This is a genomic window from Streptococcus sp. 'group B', from assembly GCF_002073795.1.
Classification (GTDB): Bacteria; Bacillota; Bacilli; order Lactobacillales; family Streptococcaceae; genus Streptococcus; species Streptococcus agalactiae.
Window position 1 is genome coordinate 936,687 of sequence record NZ_CP020432.1, and the last position, 17,936, is coordinate 954,622.

16 protein-coding genes and 1 pseudogene are annotated in these 17,936 nt (G+C 36.8%); 13 read left to right on the forward strand and 4 right to left on the reverse strand.

The features are described from left to right. Positions 1-3 precede the first annotated feature (3 nt). The 5 genes and pseudogenes from smc (at position 4) to ltrA (ending at position 8,692) form a co-directional block, all read left to right on the forward strand. Complete coding sequence (gene smc / locus A6J68_RS05220) at positions 4-3,543, forward strand: chromosome segregation protein SMC (RefSeq protein WP_000478786.1); 3,540 nt, start codon at positions 4-6, stop codon at positions 3,541-3,543. A gap of 90 nt (positions 3,544-3,633) precedes the next feature. Then, a complete protein-coding gene (locus A6J68_RS05225) occupies positions 3,634-4,431 on the forward strand; it encodes a Cof-type HAD-IIB family hydrolase (protein WP_000594103.1) in 798 nt (265 codons plus the stop codon). Further along, complete coding sequence (locus A6J68_RS05230) at positions 4,431-5,255, forward strand: Cof-type HAD-IIB family hydrolase (RefSeq protein ID WP_000884197.1); 825 nt, start codon at positions 4,431-4,433, stop codon at positions 5,253-5,255. Before A6J68_RS05225 ends, A6J68_RS05230 begins: the two co-directional genes overlap by 1 nt. Further along, positions 5,255-6,865 carry a signal recognition particle-docking protein FtsY gene (gene ftsY, locus A6J68_RS05235; RefSeq protein WP_000522260.1) on the forward strand — a complete coding sequence of 537 codons (1,611 nt, stop codon included), beginning with the start codon at positions 5,255-5,257 and terminating at the stop codon, positions 6,863-6,865. The genes A6J68_RS05230 and ftsY overlap by 1 nt, the downstream gene beginning before the upstream one ends. Before the next feature lie 550 nt (positions 6,866-7,415). Beyond that, positions 7,416-8,692, forward strand: a pseudogene (gene ltrA / locus A6J68_RS05240) (group II intron reverse transcriptase/maturase). Positions 8,693-8,757: 65 nt separating this feature from the next. On the opposite strand, the gene A6J68_RS05245 reads toward ltrA, so the two are convergent. From A6J68_RS05245 to A6J68_RS05255, 3 genes are read right to left on the reverse strand one after another with little or no spacing between them, the layout of a single operon-like run. Then, positions 8,758-9,570: a TIGR03943 family putative permease subunit gene (locus tag A6J68_RS05245; protein WP_000617815.1), complete on the reverse strand. Its 813-nt coding sequence runs from the start codon at positions 9,568-9,570 to the stop codon at positions 8,758-8,760. Further along, positions 9,570-10,472: a permease gene (locus A6J68_RS05250; RefSeq protein ID WP_000350891.1), complete on the reverse strand. Its 903-nt coding sequence runs from the start codon at positions 10,470-10,472 to the stop codon at positions 9,570-9,572. The genes A6J68_RS05245 and A6J68_RS05250 overlap by 1 nt, the downstream gene beginning before the upstream one ends. Before the next feature lie 5 nt (positions 10,473-10,477). Beyond that, positions 10,478-10,606, reverse strand: a complete 129-nt coding sequence (locus tag A6J68_RS05255; RefSeq protein ID WP_001018624.1) for an SPJ_0845 family protein — start codon at positions 10,604-10,606, stop codon at positions 10,478-10,480. A gap of 132 nt (positions 10,607-10,738) precedes the next feature. Between A6J68_RS05255 and A6J68_RS05260 the strand changes: the two genes are divergently transcribed. The 8 genes from A6J68_RS05260 to A6J68_RS05300 all read left to right on the forward strand — a co-directional run bounded on the left by A6J68_RS05260 (position 10,739) and on the right by A6J68_RS05300 (position 17,583). Next, on the forward strand, positions 10,739-11,782 hold the full coding sequence (locus tag A6J68_RS05260; RefSeq protein WP_000571055.1) for an LLM class flavin-dependent oxidoreductase: 1,044 nt from the start codon (positions 10,739-10,741) through the stop codon (positions 11,780-11,782). Positions 11,783-11,885: 103 nt separating this feature from the next. After that, positions 11,886-14,048 (forward strand): Tex family protein, encoded by a 2,163-nt coding sequence (locus A6J68_RS05265; RefSeq protein WP_000429380.1) that lies wholly within the window; start codon positions 11,886-11,888, stop codon positions 14,046-14,048. Beyond that, positions 14,011-14,469, forward strand: coding sequence for a SprT family protein (locus tag A6J68_RS05270; protein ID WP_000366647.1), 459 nt, complete (start codon positions 14,011-14,013; stop codon positions 14,467-14,469). The genes A6J68_RS05265 and A6J68_RS05270 overlap by 38 nt, the downstream gene beginning before the upstream one ends. Before the next feature lie 80 nt (positions 14,470-14,549). Next, positions 14,550-14,813 carry a PspC domain-containing protein gene (locus A6J68_RS05275; RefSeq protein ID WP_000842478.1) on the forward strand — a complete coding sequence of 88 codons (264 nt, stop codon included), beginning with the start codon at positions 14,550-14,552 and terminating at the stop codon, positions 14,811-14,813. Positions 14,814-15,040: 227 nt separating this feature from the next. Further along, positions 15,041-15,976 (forward strand): HPr(Ser) kinase/phosphatase, encoded by a 936-nt coding sequence (hprK, locus tag A6J68_RS05285; protein WP_000301753.1) that lies wholly within the window; start codon positions 15,041-15,043, stop codon positions 15,974-15,976. Further along, positions 15,969-16,742: a prolipoprotein diacylglyceryl transferase gene (lgt, locus tag A6J68_RS05290; RefSeq protein ID WP_000609726.1), complete on the forward strand. Its 774-nt coding sequence runs from the start codon at positions 15,969-15,971 to the stop codon at positions 16,740-16,742. The genes hprK and lgt overlap by 8 nt, the downstream gene beginning before the upstream one ends. A 14-nt stretch (positions 16,743-16,756) precedes the next feature. Then, a complete protein-coding gene (locus A6J68_RS05295) occupies positions 16,757-17,155 on the forward strand; it encodes a DUF948 domain-containing protein (protein ID WP_000569599.1) in 399 nt (132 codons plus the stop codon). Beyond that, positions 17,152-17,583, forward strand: a complete 432-nt coding sequence (locus tag A6J68_RS05300; RefSeq protein WP_000039971.1) for a YtxH domain-containing protein — start codon at positions 17,152-17,154, stop codon at positions 17,581-17,583. Before A6J68_RS05295 ends, A6J68_RS05300 begins: the two co-directional genes overlap by 4 nt. A 40-nt stretch (positions 17,584-17,623) precedes the next feature. On the opposite strand, the gene A6J68_RS05305 is transcribed toward A6J68_RS05300, so the two are convergent. Next, entirely contained in the window at positions 17,624-17,899 is a 276-nt protein-coding gene (locus tag A6J68_RS05305) for a DUF3270 domain-containing protein (protein WP_000097985.1), read from the reverse strand. Between the last annotated feature and the right edge of the window lie 37 nt (positions 17,900-17,936).

The following is a 17,936-nucleotide window of genomic DNA, read 5'->3' on the forward strand; positions in this document are numbered from 1 at the left end:
ATCATGTTTTTAAAAGAAATTGAAATGCAAGGCTTTAAGTCCTTTGCGGATAAAACTAAGGTAGAATTTGATCAAGGAGTTACTGCTGTTGTAGGTCCAAATGGATCAGGTAAAAGTAATATCACAGAGAGTTTACGTTGGGCATTGGGAGAATCAAGCGCAAAAAGTTTACGAGGAGGTAAGATGCCAGACGTCATATTTGCTGGTACAGAAAATCGTAAGCCCCTTAATTATGCGCAAGTGAGTGTTACTTTAGATAACAGCGACCACTTTATCGAAAATATAGCTGACGAAGTTCGAGTTGAACGTCGTATTTTTCGAAACGGAGATAGTGAATATTTAATAGATGGACGCAAAGTTCGCTTACGTGATATTCATGATTTATTTATGGATACTGGATTAGGGAGAGATTCTTTTTCTATTATTTCCCAAGGACGCGTTGAAGCTATTTTTAATAGTAAACCAGAAGAGCGCCGTGCCATATTTGAAGAAGCCGCTGGTGTTCTGAAATACAAAACACGTAAGAAAGAAACACAATCCAAATTAGAACAAACTCAAGGGAACTTAGATCGCTTAGAGGATATTATTTATGAATTGGACATGCAAGTCCAACCATTAGAAAAACAAGCAAGTATTGCTAAGCGTTTTTTAGTATTAGATGAGGAACGACAAGGACTCCACTTATCTATTTTGATTGAAGATATTTTACAACATCAATCAGATTTAACTACTGTTGAGGAAAAGCTATTGACAGTAAGAGAAGAGTTAGCAACTTATTACCAACAACGTCAGTCCCTTGAAGATGAAAATCAATCGTTAAAACAGAAACGTCACCATTTATCTGAAGAAATTGAGGTTAAACAGTTAGCTCTTTTAGACGTTACAAAGTTAAAGTCAGATTTGGAACGCCAAATTGATCTGATTCGTTTAGAGTCAAGCCAAAAGGCTGAAAAGAAAGAAGAGGCAGGTCAACGCTTAGCAGAGTTAGAAGTTAAAGCTAAAGATTGTAATGACCAGATTACCCAAAAAAATATAGAGTTAACTACTCTGTCGGAAAAAATAGCCCAAATAAGATCAGAAATTGTTAGTATAGAAAGTTCCTTAGAGCGTTTTTCAACTAATCCGGATCAGGTTATTGAAAAACTTCGAGAAGACTTTGTTACCTTGATGCAAGAAGAAGCCGACACTTCAAACGCTTTAACAGCTTTACTAGCTGATATAGAGAATCAAAAACAAGCTTCTCAAGCTAAATCTCAAGAAATACAAGAAGTTAGCAAAAATTTAGAAGTATTAAAAAGTAACGCAAAGGTAGCATTGGAACGATTTGAGGCTGCAAAGAAGAATGTTCGTCAGTTATTATCTCACTACCAAGATTTAGGTCAAACCTTGCAAAATCTAGAAGGTGAGTATAAGAATCAGCAGTCAATTTTATTTGATCATTTAGATGAAATCAAATCAAAGCAAGCACGTATTTCGAGTTTAGAATCTATTTTGAAAAATCATAGTAATTTCTATGCTGGAGTGAAGTCAGTTCTACAGGCTAAGGACCAGCTTGGAGGTATCATAGGTGCTGTTAGTGAGCATCTTAGCTTTGACAAACATTACCAAACAGCATTGGAGATAGCTTTGGGAGGTAGCAGCCAACACATCATTGTTGAAGACGAGAGTGCTGCCAAACGTTCAATTGCTTTTTTAAAGAAAAACCGCCAAGGTAGAGCGACATTTCTGCCTTTAACTACAATAAAACCAAGAGAATTAGCACAACATTATCTCTCAAAATTACAAAGTTCTCAAGGGTTTTTAGGAATAGCTAGTGAATTGGTAACCTATGATCAACGCTTGTCAAACATTTTTAAAAATAACTTAGGGTTAACTGCTATTTTTGATACGGTTGATAATGCTAATGTAGCTGCAAGACAATTGAATTATCAAGTACGTTTAGTAACCTTAGATGGAACAGAGTTACGCCCTGGAGGGTCGTACTCAGGGGGAGCAAATCGTCAAAATAATACTGTTTTTATCAAGCCTGAATTGGATAATCTAAAAAAAGAATTGAAACAGGCACAAAGTAAACAGTTAATTCAAGAAAAAGAAGTTGCCGCATTGTTAGAGCAACTCAAAGAGAAACAAGAAACCTTAGCACAACTTAAGAATGATGGAGAACAAGCTCGTCTTGAGGAACAAAGAGCTGATATAGAGTATCAACAACTATCAGAAAAGCTTGCTGATTTAAATAAACTATATAATGGCTTGCAATTAAGCAGCGGGGCGTTGGAACAAACTACTTCTGAAAATGAAAAAAATCGTTTAGAAAAAGAACTTGAACAATTTGCTATTAAAAAAGAAGAGTTGACAACTTCAATTGCTCAAATTAAGGAAGATAAAGATTCAATTCAAGAAAAAGTCAATAATCTAACAACATTATTGTCAGAGGCACAGCTAGAAGAACGTGATTTGCTAAACGAGCAGAAATTTGAACGTGCCAACTGTACACGTCTAGAGATTACCTTGTCTGAAATAAAACGTGACATTAGTAATTTACAAACGTTACTAAGCCATCAGGACAGTCAATTAGACAAAGAAGAGCTTCCACGTATAGAAAAACAGTTGCTACAAGCAAATAAGAGAAGAGAAAATGACGAAGAAAAGCTTGTGAGTCTCCGTTTTGAATTGGAGGATTGTGAAGCTGCTTTAGATGATTTAGCTGCTTCTCTGGCTAAAGAAGGACAAAAAAATGAAAGCCTTATTCGTCAGCAAGCTCAATTAGAGTCACAATGTGAACAATTATCTCAACAATTGATGATATTCTCACGTCAATTATCAGAAGACTATCAGATGACATTGGATGAAGCGAAGGTAAAAGCAAATGTCTTGGAAGATATTTTGATGGCGCGTGAACAATTGAAATCTCTACAAGCTAAAATTAAAGCTTTAGGACCTGTTAATATTGATGCAATTGCTCAATTTGAAGAAGTTCATGAACGATTGACCTTCCTTAACACACAGCGAGACGACTTAGTTCATGCCAAAAATTTATTACTAGAGACGATTACAGATATGGATGATGAAGTTAAGACTCGTTTTAAATCGACATTTGAAGCCATTCGTCATAGTTTCAAAGAAACCTTTGTACAGATGTTTGGTGGAGGTTCTGCGAACCTTATTCTGACAGAAGGTGATTTATTATCAGCTGGGGTTGATATTTCGGTTCAACCTCCTGGTAAAAAAATCCAGTCTTTAAACTTGATGTCAGGTGGTGAAAAAGCATTATCAGCGTTAGCATTATTATTTGCCATTATCCGTGTTAAGACAATTCCATTTGTCATCTTGGATGAAGTTGAGGCCGCTTTAGATGAAGCAAATGTTAAGCGATTTGGCGATTATCTTAATCGATTTGATAAATCAAGTCAATTTATCGTTGTTACTCACCGAAAAGGGACTATGTCTGCTGCTGATAGTATCTATGGGGTAACGATGCAGGAATCAGGCGTTTCCAAAATTGTTTCTGTAAAATTAAAAGAAGCTCAAGAAATGACCAATTAGAAAACAGAAGGGGATCCCTTCTGTTTTTTGGATTTTCAGCCTTATTTTATGTTACAATAGTAAATGTAAACCCTTTAGTTAGGAGATTCCATGATAAAATTAGTAGCAACCGATATGGACGGTACATTCTTAGATGAAAACGGTACCTATGATAAAAAACGTTTAGCAAATGTGCTAAAAAAATTTAAAGAACAAGGAATTGTCTTTACGGCAGCAAGTGGGCGTTCCTTATTATCACTTGAACAATTATTTGCTGACTTTCGTGATCAGATGGCTTTTATAGCAGAAAACGGAAGTGCAGCAGTCTTATTTAATCGCTTGGCATATGAACAGCACTTGAGTCGAGAACAATACTTAGATATTATTGACCATTTGAGTAAGAGCCCTTATATGGAGAATAATGAATATGTCTTATCTGGCAAGGATGGTGCATATATTCTAAGTGATGCCAATCCAGATTATATTGAATTCATCACTCATTATTATGATAATTTGCAAAAAGTTTCTCACTTTGAAGATGTTGATGATATTGTTTTCAAAGTAACGGCTAACTTTACTGAAGAGACTGTTAGACAAGCTGAGGAGTGGGTAAATCAAGCTATACCGTATGCCACAGCAGTGACAACAGGTTTTAAATCCATTGATATTATTCTAAGCTCAGTTAATAAACGAAATGGTTTAGAGCACCTCTGTGAACAATACGGTATTAGAGCAGAAGAAGTCTTATCTTTTGGTGACAATATTAATGATTTAGAAATGCTAGAGTGGTCAGGAAAAGCTATCGCAACAGAAAATGCTAGACCAGAAGTTAAAGAGATAGCAGATTGTATTATAGGTCATCACAATGATCAAGCTGTAATGGCTTATTTAGAAAGTATGGTGGATTAATGTTGGATATTAAAATACTTGCCTTAGATTTAGATGGCACTTTATTTACAACAGATAAGAAAGTTTCAGAAGAAAATAAAGTGGCCTTAAAAGCAGCTAGAGAAAAAGGTATAAAAGTTGTTATTACAACAGGGCGTCCTTTAAAAGCAATTGGTAATTTGTTAGAGGACCTAGAGTTAGTATCTGATGAAGATTACAGCATTACTTTTAACGGTGGTTTAGTTCAACAAAATACAGGGAAAATCTTAGCTAAAACTGCAATGACACGACAAGAAGTGGAAGATATCCATGAGGAGTTGTATCAAGTGGGTTTGCCAACAGATATCTTAAGTGAGGGAACGGTATATAGTATTGCTAACAAGGGACACCATTCTCAATATCATTTAGCCAACCCACTCTTAGAATTTATAGAAGTTGATGATTTAGAGCAAGTGCCAAAGGATGTAGTTTATAATAAAATTGTTAGTGTTATTGATGCTACATATCTTGATCAACAAATTGCTAAACTTCCTGATAGACTTAAAGTTGACTATGAAATGTTTAAATCACGTGATATCATTTTAGAATTGATGCCTAAAGGTGTTCATAAAGCAGTCGGCTTAGAACTACTGACAAAACACCTTGGGTTAGATAGTAGTCAAGTTATGGCAATGGGAGATGAAGCAAATGATTTATCAATGCTAGAGTGGGCAGGCTTAGGAGTTGCAATGGCTAATGGTATTCCAGAAGCTAAGGCAACAGCAAAAGCGACAACTATTTGTAATAACGATGAGTCTGGAGTTGCCGAAGCAGTTGGGAAATATATTTTAAGTGAGGAAAATTAATGGGATTATTTGACCGCCTATTTGGACATAAGAAAAAAGATAAAGAACTAGAAATTGAAGCATCAGAATCTGTTGTTTTAGAAAATGAAGATTCAGTTATTGATAAAGAGGAAAGCAGCAACTTTTCGAAGGAGTCAACTTTGAATCGAACCTCTGAAGTCCCTGTCGCAGAAGATGATTCTTTCTTAGAATTAGAAAGAGATACAGCATTGTCAGAATCACATCAACCAGTTACCTCTGAAATTCATCCTTTAGAGTCAGAAGATACCTCTGAAATTCCTGTAAAAGAAGACGATAGTTTTTTAGAACTAGAAGATAGGGCTAAGACAAAGGTGGCAGATACTTCTGAGGTAGGAAATGTAGTTCCTGATTCCACGACTCTTTCTGACAATGTTTCTGCTAAATCTGAGGCATCTTTTAGTGATGAGGAGCAATCAAGTGATAGTCAGGCTTCAGAGCAGTTTTCAGAAACTCCCCTTCAAGAAGAGATGTCTAGTGGAAAAACTGAGGTACAAACAGAGTCAGAGGATACATCTGCGGCTGATGCTTTTTTAGCAGATTACTATGCTAAACGTAAAGCAATTGAGAAAGAAATCTCGTCTAATTCGCTGTCAACAGATGAGTCAGAACTTTCTGAGGCACAGGAAGTTTTATCGCAATCACAGGCAGACACTATAAAAGCTGAGAGTCAAGAGGAAAAATATAATCGTAGCCTGAAAAAAACACGCACAGGTTTTAGTGCACGCCTTAATGCTTTCCTTTCTAACTTCCGTCGTGTTGACGAAGAGTTCTTTGAAGAATTAGAAGAAATGTTAATCTTATCTGACGTTGGGGTAAATGTTGCAACACAGTTAACTGAAGACCTTCGTTATGAAGCAAAATTAGAGAATGCCAAGAAATCAGAGGATTTAAAACGTGTTATCGTTGAAAAATTAGTTGAAATCTACGAAAAAGATGGTATTTATAATGAGGCTATCAATTTCCAAGAAGGTTTAACCGTAATGCTTTTTGTAGGTGTTAATGGTGTTGGAAAAACGACATCTATAGGTAAGTTAGCTCATCAATACAAGTCTCAAGGGAAAAAAGTTATGTTAGTAGCAGCTGATACTTTCCGTGCAGGTGCTGTGGCTCAACTAGTAGAATGGGGACGCCGTGTTGATGTACCAGTTGTCACTGGAGAAAAAAAAGCAGATCCGGCTAGCGTTGTCTTTGATGGCATGGAAAAAGCCGTTGCTCAAGGCGTTGATGTCTTGTTAATTGATACAGCAGGACGTTTGCAAAATAAAGAAAACCTTATGGCAGAGTTGGAAAAAATTGGACGTATTATTAAGCGTGTCGTACCAGATGCTCCCCACGAAACTTTGCTTGCTTTAGATGCATCTACAGGACAAAATGCTTTAAGTCAAGCTAAAGAGTTCTCGAAAATTACACCATTAACTGGCCTTATTCTGACTAAAATTGATGGTACTGCTAAGGGTGGTGTGGTACTGGCTATTCGTCAAGAACTAGATATTCCTGTTAAATTCATTGGTTTCGGCGAAAAAATCGATGATATTGGTGAATTTAATTCAGAAGATTTCATGCGTGGCCTTCTGGAAGGAATTTTATAAGAAAAAAGAACTTTCATTTAGAAAGTTCTTTTTATAGTACGACGGGCATGTCGTACATCTGAGGTGCAAGTCCTCTGTGGGCACCCGCTACCGGTGAACCCAATAGCGACTCCCAAGCTTGACTATCGTGAGGTAGCGGGGAGAGGAAGGGATAGCGAAATCATGGCTCTATGAACAGAAACGTGATATGAAGGCGTATATAGCGGATGAGGGGGCTATAAACTCTAAAGTCCAAATAGGTAGTCGTAACCTATATACGTAAATCACGAGAGTAAACGAGGAAAGATGTCCGACTTATCCCGTGAGGTCCTGTCAAGGGTAAAACCTAGTAACAACGAACGACAAGAAGTCAGCCGAACCCATAGTAGTGATGAAGTTTCTGTAATGGAAATGGAACGAAGGGGTGAACAACTAATCGAAGTAATCCTACTTCACTTGTGTCTGTAAAACAAACGGTCTGATAGAACTAGATGCGGTTACGTATTGACTAGAGGAAGGTTCACCAATGTAAGATATCATGCAGACAACGAAAAAAGAAAGGAATACGCACATGTCAGAATTGCTAGATAAGATATCATCTCGGAACAATATGCTCGAAGCTTACAAGCAAGTGAAATCAAACAAAGGTTCTGCTGGTATCGATGGGGTCACTATCGAGCAGATGGATGACTATCTTCACCAAAATTGGCGAGAAACCAAGAAACTCATCAAAGAGAGGAGCTATAAACCTCAACCGGTTCTCAGGGTTGAAATCCCAAAACCAAACGGAGGAGTTCGTAACCTAGGTATCCCGACGGCTATGGATAGAATGATTCAGCAGGCCATCGTTCAAGTTTTGAGTCCACTCTGCGAAAAACATTTTTCAGAGTATAGCTATGGGTTCAGACCCAATCGCTCCTGCGAAACAGCCATTGTTCAGCTACTTGAGTATTTAAACGATGGCTACGAGTGGATTGTGGACATTGACTTGGAAAAGTTCTTCGATACTGTTCCGCAAGACAGATTGATGTCCCTGGTTCATAATATCATTCAAGATGGCGATACGGAGTCACTGATTCGTAAGTACTTCCATTCGGGAGTTGTTATTAACGGACAGCGACATAAGACTTTAGTCGGGACACCTCAAGGCGGGAATCTATCACCCCTCCTATCTAATATTATGCTTAATGAGTTAGACAAAGGGTTGGAAAAGCGAGGTCTTCGCTTTGTCCGTTACGCCGATGACTGTGTCATCACTGTCGGAAGCGAAGCAGCTGCTAAGCGGGTCATGCATTCGGTCAGTAGCTATATTGAGAAGCGATTAGGGTTGAAAGTCAACATGACTAAGACCAAGATTGTCAGACCGAACAAACTCAAATACCTCGGATTTGGTTTCTGGAAATCTCCAAAAGGTTGGAAGTGTCGTCCTCACCAAGACAGCGTTCAGGCTTTAAGCGAAAACTGAAGCAACTGACGATGAGGAAATGGAGCATTGACCTGATAACTCGCATTGAACGATTGAACTGGGTCATTCGAGGATGGATAAACTATTTCTCGCTTGGCAATATGAAGAGTATCATGACACAAATAGATGAGCGTCTGCGAACCCGTATTCGAGTGATTATCTGGAAGCAATGGAAGAAGAAAGCAAAGCGCCTATGGGGACTCTTAAAACTAGGAGTTGCTAGATGGATAGCCGATAAAGTTTCTGGATGGGGTGACCACTATCAGTTGGTAGCTCAGAAGTCGGTACTCAAACGTGCTATATCAAAACCAGCCCTCGCAAAGCGAGGACTGGTCAGTTGCTTAGATTACTATCTTGAACGACATGCGTTAAAAGTTAGTTGAACCGCCGTATGCCGAACGGCACGTACGGTGGTGTGAGAGGGGCTAGAGATTAGCCTCTACTCGATTTAAAAGACACGATAAACATAAGGATTATTAGGTTTAGAAACTTGACGAGACTCTTCAATGTGTAAGACTGGTAAGTTTTGTTGTAACAATTGATTATACTCGGATTTAATTGTACCTCTAACAGTTACCCAAGTATTGTCCGGATAACTTTTTTGATTTCCAGTTGTTAGTAGACCATAAACTCCTGAATCAGCAATACAATGAATGATTCCAAAGCGGAAAATAAATTGATATCCTTCGTGTTTGGGTTCGTTATAAACAAACCCAGTATATTGTATTTGGCGATCCATGAATTGCTCGGGATAGAGATAAATTAGTTCCATAACTTCCATGTAGTTTTCAGTTGTGATGGTTAATGTACCAGAGCCTTTATATTTTTTAAGCTCTTTTTGCATTTCTTTTTCATAGGCTGAAGAAGTAAAATAAGTGCTGGTATCTGGTTTCAAATATTGAACGCGTGTCCCATCTTGACTGACAGTACCAGTAGAGCCGGCTGCTAGAGGGAAATTATATCCCTTGGCAGAGACTGTGGTCGAGTCTAAACTAACTGTAGGTACTAACAAACCTACTAAAACGGGAAATACTAAAATCATTGGGCTTGTTGATTTAGCTATTTTACCATGTAGGTGACTATGCATTTTCATATTTTTAACCCAAATAATTAGTTGTACAATTGCTAAAATAAAAGATAGGACCATTGAAATATAGGCCAAATAGGTATAATGAGTATTAATATACTGATTTAGTTTACCTGATAACTTTAAATACATGCTTAATTCAAAATAACCAGCAAGAATAAGAAATCGAATCATTATATTACCCCCACAAATAAACAATAGATAATAATAATAAGAGAAGATACACTAATGAATTGGACAATAAACCTTGTTTTAAAAGAATTTACCATCATCATTAAATTCTTAATATCAATCATGGGTCCAATTAAAAGGAAAGCCATCACTGGCGCGATTCCAAAGGTTGATAATAAAGAAGCACCTATAAAAGCGTCAGCTTCACTACACAATGACAAGATGAAAGCAAGCAACATCATAACTAAGATGGCTGTGATAGGGCTGTGTCCGATAGTAGTAAGAACTCGAGTTGGTAAATAAATTTGCATAGCTGAAGCAATTAAAGTGCCAAATACTAGATAGCGTCCTGTGTCAAAAAATTCATCGATGGCATGAGCTAAGGCTAGAAAGATTTTTTGATACCACTTCTTATCAGAATAATCATGAAAATGAGTAGGTTTAGCGTCTTCTTTTAGAATATTATCATCTACTAAAAAGGCAAGCATGACTCCTAAAGCAATGGCTACAATGGTAGCACCTACAAAGCGTAATATCAGGAAGCGTATAGAATTTCCAAATGCTGAGTAGGTCGCAAATAAAACAATAGGATTAATAATAGGAGCAGTAGCAAGAAACGGAACTGCCGTGTATGAAGGCACTTTCTTTTCAAGGAATCGATTAATAATAGGAATGATACCACATTCGCAAGAAGGAAAGACAAAGCCAACGAAGGTTCCAAATAAGACTCTGAGAAATTTATTTTTCGGTAAGAACTTATTGACTATATCAGGTGTTATAAAGACTTCAATAATTCCTGATAAAATAGTTCCAAGCAAAACAAAAGGAAGTGCCTCAATAATAATGGAAATGAAAATGGCAAACCATTGAAGGACACTATCCGGTAATTGATTAAAGATATCCATAGAACTTAATCTTTCTGAGAATCATCTTTCTGTTCAGGTTTTGAATCAGAATCAACTTTTTTAGGTTTTGGTACTTTAGCAAAACTAGCGAACATACTTTCTAAGTCATCTTGACGTTTGTGCGTAATAGCCATTAATGGCACCTCTTTCTTTATATAATAACCTATTATACTATATTAGCTTATTTTTAACATAAAAAAACAAATCGATTGGAAATGATACTATATAGTGATAAAATGTTATTAGTAGATTGATGAGGTAAGATTATGATTGAATTAGGTATTACAACATTCGGAGAGACAACAATCCTTGAAGAAACAAACCAAAGCTATTCACATCCTGAGAGGATTCGCCAATTAGTTGCTGAGATTGAACTAGCTGATCAAGTTGGTTTAGATGTATATGGTATTGGAGAGCACCATCGTGAAGATTTTGCGGTCTCTGCACCCGAAATTATCCTAGCAGCAGGAGCGGTTAGAACTAATAATATCCGTTTATCTAGTGCAGTAACGATTCTCTCTTCCAATGATCCTATTCGCGTCTATCAGCAATTTTCAACGATTGACGCACTTTCAAATGGTAGAGCAGAAATTATGGCAGGGCGTGGTTCCTTTATTGAGTCTTTTCCATTGTTTGGATACGATTTAGCGGATTATGATGATTTATTTAATGAAAAAATGGATATGTTGTTAGCAATTAACTCAGCGACAAATCTCGATTGGAAAGGTCATTTGACACAAACAGTTAATGAGCGACCAATTTATCCAAGAGCATTACAAAGACAGTTATCAATATGGGTGGCAACAGGAGGAAATGTTGATTCTACAATTCGTATTGCAGAACAAGGTTTGCCAATTGTTTATGCAACTATTGGTGGGAATCCCAAAGCCTTTCGTCAATTGGTCCATATTTATAAAGAAGTTGGTAGTCGTAATGGACACAAACCAGAACAACTAAAAGTTGCTGCTCACTCTTGGGGATGGATTGAAGAGGATAATCAAACCGCTATTGACCGTTATTTTTTCCCTACGAAACAGACCGTCGATAATATTGCTAAGGGACGCCCTCATTGGTCTGAAATGACTAAAGAGCAGTATTTACGTTCAGTAGGTCCAGAAGGTGCTATTTTTGTAGGAAGTCCTGAAGTGGTTGCACATAAAATTATAGGACTTGTTGAAGCGCTTGAGTTAGACCGTTTTATGTTACATCTACCAGTTGGCTCTATGCCTCACAAAGACGTCCTAAATGCCATCAAACTTTATGGTGAGGAAGTAGCACCAATTGTTCGAAAATATTTTGAAAAGAATTAAAGCAGACCTGGTCTGTTTTTTATTGTTAGATTATAAAAACGCTATCTTGAAATCGCTTTTTAAAACTCTTCGTAAGTCAAAAATATGCTATAATAAAAGCGTTATGGAAAATTTAAATATTACACAAATTGCTATTGATTTAGGTATTAAAGCGTCACAAATCGAAAAGGTTTTAGAATTAACAGATGAAGGAAATACTATTCCTTTTATTGCCCGTTATCGTAAAGAAATGACAGGTAATTTGGATGAAGTTCAAATCAAATCAATTATTGACCTTGATAAGAGTATGACAGCTCTTTCAGATCGTAAAACTACGGTCTTAGCCAAAATTGAAGAACAAGGAAAGTTGACTCAAGAACTCAAAAAGGCTATTGAAGAAGCAACTAAACTAGCAGATGTTGAGGAACTCTACCTACCTTATAAAGAAAAACGTCGTACGAAAGCTACGATTGCACGTGAAGCAGGTCTTTTTCCTTTAGCACGTCTTATTTTACAAAATAAGGATAACCTTGAGGAAGAAGCTCAAAACTATCTTACAGATGGTTTTGAGACAACTACGAAGGCCCTTTCTGGAGCAGTAGATATTCTTATCGAAGCTTTTTCTGAGGATAATAAATTACGTTCATGGACATATAATGAGATCTGGAACTACAGCTCAATCACTGCAGTTGTTAAAGATGAGTCACTTGATGAAAAACAGGTCTTCAAAATCTACTATGACTTTTCTGAAAAAATAAGTAAACTCCATGGCTATCAAGTTTTAGCATTGAATCGTGGTGAGAAAATGGGTGTTCTTAAGGTTAATTTTGAGCATAACCTTGAAAAAATGTTTCGCTTTTTTGCTGTTCGATTTAAAGAAACTAGCCAATATATAGATGACCTTATTGTACAGACTGTCAAGAAAAAAATTGTTCCAGCTATGGAACGCCGTATCCGTACAGAACTAAGTGAAGGAGCAGAAGATGGTGCAATTTCACTGTTTTCAGAGAATCTTCGTAACTTATTGTTAGTCTCACCGCTTAAGGGGAAAATGGTGTTAGGTTTTGACCCTGCCTTTCGTACAGGAGCAAAATTAGCAGTAGTAGACCAAACTGGAAAATTAATGACAACACAAGTGATTTATCCAGTTCCTCCAGCTAATCAAGCAAAAATCGAACAATCAAAAATAGAGTTAGCAAAACTTATCAAAGAATTCAATATAGAAATTATTGCTATAGGGAATGGAACAGCGAGTCGTGAATCAGAAGCATTTGTTGCAGAAGTTTTACAAGATTTTCCAGACGTATCCTATGTGATTGTTAACGAAAGTGGTGCCTCTGTTTATTCAGCCTCAGAATTGGCACGTCATGAATTTCCAGACTTAACAGTTGAAAAACGTTCGGCTATCTCAATTGCAAGACGTCTGCAAGACCCGTTAGCAGAACTAGTCAAAATTGATCCAAAATCTATTGGTGTGGGTCAATATCAACATGATGTTAGTCAAAAAAAATTAGCAGAAAATCTTGATTTTGTTGTTGAAACTGTAGTTAACCAAGTAGGTGTTAATGTTAATACAGCAAGTCCAGCCTTGTTAGCTCACGTTTCAGGTTTAAATAAAACAATATCTGAAAATATTGTTAAATATCGTGAAGAGAATGGGCAAATTAAGTCACGTGCTGAAATTAAGAAAGTACCCAGATTAGGAGCAAAAGCTTTTGAGCAAGCTGCTGGATTCTTACGTATTCCTAATGCTAAAAATTTCTTGGATAATACAGGCGTTCACCCTGAGTCTTATGAAGCTGTTAAAAAGTTGCTTGACCAACTGACTATCAAAGAATTAGATGATCTTGCAAAAGAGAAGTTACAACACCTTGACTTAATTGCAACAGCAGAAAGTATTGGGGTAGGTCAAGAAACATTAAAAGACATTATAGAAGATCTTTTGAAACCAGGTCGTGATTTGCGTGATGATTTTGAAGCGCCTGTTTTGAGACATGATGTTTTAGATGTCAGTGATTTAAAAGTTGGACAGGAATTGCAAGGAACTGTTCGAAACGTCGTTGATTTTGGTGCTTTTGTTGATATTGGTGTTCATGAAGATGGTCTAATCCACCAGTCTCGCCTTATTAAGCGAAAACGCGATAAAAAAACTAGAAAAATGCCTCCTTTACCACATCCAAGCAAATATCTCTCTGTTGGTGATATTGTAACTGTTTGGGTTGTAGAGGTAGATGCGGAGCGTGGCAGAATTGGACTTAGTCTTATCAAGCCAGACGGACTTGACTAATTATGTTAAGAAGGTGTCTATAGAAGATTTTGGATGTCAGTTTTTACATACTGCACATTGGAATAATCGCTTAAGAACAACCGGAGGACGCTTCTTTCCAAACGATAGACACCTTGACTTTAATCCCAAAATTTATCGTGAGTTTGGTATTGATATTTTTCGTAAGATTGTAAGACATGAGCTTTGCCATTATCATCTCTATATACAAGGTAAAGGATATCGACATAGGGATAAAGCTTTTAAAGAGTTACTAGAAAAAGTCGATGGCTTACGATATACCCCTAGAGTTACGGCTGTTAAAGTGAATTATCATCATTACTCTTGCCAATCTTGTGGTCAAGTATACCGACGTAGGAGACGTGTTAATTTACGCAAGTTTGCTTGTGGTTATTGTCATGGTCGCTTGATAGAGAGTTTTTAAAATCAGTCGTAAGGCCTATTTAATTTTACTGTCAAAGTAGTTATAATTAAAATATAGAGTAGATAGAAAGAAGGATAGGTATGAAATCAAGCTTCTACAAACAACGAAAAGGTAAGTTGGTCTGCGGTGTTGTCGCCGGTCTAGCTGATAAGTATAACTGGGATTTAGCTCTTTCACGGGTGTTGATTGCACTGATTTTGTATTTTACCAAATTTGGTCTTTTGCTATATATTTTATTAGCTGTTTTCTTACCCTATAAAGAAGATATTATTGAAACAAGAAGACAAGGTCCCAGAAGACGTAAAGATGCTGAACCTGTTGATGATGACGGTTGGTTCTGGTAATTCATATAAAGGAGATTTGCTAGACGAATCTCCTTTTTTCTTAGCTTTATTTAGACCATTTTTTCAAAATATCTTCTTTTTTTCAGAAAAACGCGTTAGCGCTTACTTTTAGTAAAAAGTATGATATAATGTGGGTGTAAATTAATGAAAGTGTTTAGTACCTTTGCTCAACTTTAAATTGTAGGGTATAGCAATAGGGATATTCACTTTTATAAGAAGGAGTAAGTATGGCAGTTACTGTTCAAATGTTAGTTGACCGCTTAAAGTTAAATGTCATCTATGGTGATGAACATCTATTATCTAAGCGGATTACAACAGCTGACATTTCACGTCCTGGTCTAGAAATGACAGGGTATTTTGATTATTATGCACCAGAGCGTTTGCAACTTGTTGGTATGAAAGAGTGGTCATATTTAATGGCTATGACAGGACATAATCGTTATCAAGTGTTACGTGAGATGTTCCAAAAAGAAACACCAGCTATTGTTGTAGCACGTGATTTAGAAATTCCAGAAGAGATGTATGAGGCGGCTAAAGATACCGGTATTGCTATTCTTCAAAGTAAGGCCCCTACAAGTCGTTTATCAGGTGAAGTTTCTTGGTATTTAGATTCTTGCTTAGCTGAGAGGACAAGTGTTCATGGTGTCTTGATGGATATCTATGGTATGGGTGTTCTGATTCAAGGAGATTCCGGTATTGGTAAGAGTGAGACAGGACTAGAGCTAGTTAAGCGAGGACATCGTTTGGTAGCAGATGACCGTGTTGATGTTTATGCTAAAGACGAAGAGACGCTTTGGGGAGAGCCTGCTGAGATATTACGTCATTTACTTGAAATTAGAGGTGTGGGAATCATTGATATTATGAGCCTATATGGAGCTAGTGCGGTTAAAGATTCATCGCAAGTGCAATTAGCTATATACCTTGAAAACTTTGAAACTGGAAAAGTTTTTGATAGACTCGGAAATGGCAATGAAGAGATCGAATTATCTGGAGTTAAGGTTCCTCGGATACGTATTCCTGTTAAAACAGGCCGAAACGTGTCAGTAGTTATTGAAGCAGCGGCTATGAATCACAGAGCTAAACAAATGGGGTTTGATGCTACCCAGACTTTTGAGGATCGTTTAACACATTTGATTAGTCAGAACGAGGTCAATGATGATTAATCCAGTAGCAATACAATTAGGCCCCTTTTCTATTCGCTGGTATGCTATTTGCATAGTGTCTGGTATGTTGTTAGCAGTTTACTTAGCAATGAAAGAGGCCCCTCGTAAGAACATTAAGTCGGATGATATTCTAGATTTCATTCTCATGGCTTTTCCACTATCCATTGTTGGAGCTCGTATTTATTATGTTATCTTCGAATGGGCTTATTACTCTAAGCACCCAGTAGAGATTATCGCCATTTGGAACGGTGGTATTGCTATTTACGGAGGGTTAATTACCGGAGCCATTCTCCTTGTGATTTTTTCATATCGTCGCTTGATTAATCCCATTGATTTTCTGGATATTGCTGCTCCAGGAGTGATGATTGCCCAAGCCATAGGTAGATGGGGGAATTTTATTAATCAAGAAGCATACGGTAGGGCAGTAAAAAATCTGAATTACTTACCAAACTTTATAAAAAATCAAATGTATATTGATGGAGCTTACCGAGTACCTACATTTTTATATGAGTCTCTTTGGAACTTCCTAGGTTTTGTCATCATCATGTCTATTCGTCATCGACCGCGCACTTTAAAACAAGGTGAAGTGGCATGTTTTTATTTAGTTTGGTATGGATGTGGACGGTTCATTATTGAAGGGATGAGGACAGATAGCCTTTATTTGGCGGGTTTGCGCGTGTCACAATGGTTATCAGTTATTTTAGTTATTATCGGAATTGTCATGATTATTTATCATCGTCGTGAACAACATATTTCATATTATTAAACAGAGGAGGCATTATGATAGAAATTGCTGTATTAATTATTGCCATTGCGTTTGTTGTTTTAGTTTTAGGAATACTTTTCGTTCTGAAAAAAGTATCAGAAACGATTGAGGAAACCAAGCAAACTATTAAAGTATTAACAAGCGATGTTAACGTGACTCTTTACCAAACTAATGAAATTTTAGCCAAAGCTAATGTTTTAGTTGATGATGTTAATGGTAAAGTATCTACTATTGATCCTCTTTTTGTAGCTATTGCTGACTTATCAGAATCTGTATCTGATTTAAACCTACAGGCAAGACACATTGGACAAAAGGCAAGTAGTGCAACCTCAAGTGTTACTAAGGCAGGGTCAGCTTTAGCTATTGGAAAAGCGGCTTCAAAAATTTTTCGTAAAAAAGGAGACAAAAAATGAGTAAATTATTTAAAACTTTAGTTATCAGTGCTGCATCAGGTGCAGCAGCTGCTTATTTTTTAACAACAAAAAAAGGAAAAGAGCTAAGGAAAAATGCAGAAAAATTCTATGGAGAATATAAAGAAAATCCAGAAGAATATCATCAAATAGCTAAAGATAAAGCAAGTGAATATTCAAATTTAGCTGTTGATACTTTTAAAGATTATAAAGGTAAATTTGAATCAGGTGAATTGACAACAGAGGATATCGTCTCAGCCGTTAAGGAAAAAAGCGGAGAAGTAGTTGACTTTGCTAATGATTTTGTCAATCAAGCTAAATCAAAATTCTCAGACGAGGATACTGCTAAAAAAGAAGATAAGGCTCCTGAAACAAAAGTAGAAGATATTGTCATTGATTATAAAGAAAACACAGAAGATAAAGAAAAATAAAAAAGAAGCTACTATAAGTAGCTTCTTTTTTATGAGATTTTTATTGTCTGAGTGACCAAATGAATGAAGAGACTGCAGATGTAACTGCTAGACTTGCCAGCATCGCTAGTAAGAAACTCCACACAGGTGTTAAACTTAGTGCTAGTAATAAGAAAGAGATTAGCACAGTGGTTATACTGAAGAGAGCGATACGAGCAAAAAAGACTAGCTCACGCAACTTAGCACTGTGATCAAATTCTTGAAATACTTGAAATTTTGGTTGAGCTTGCTCTGTTTTGCTTTCGTGAGTTTGCTCTTGCTTAAGTGGTGATGACATAGCTTTCTCCTTTGATACTAGCATATCATATCACAAA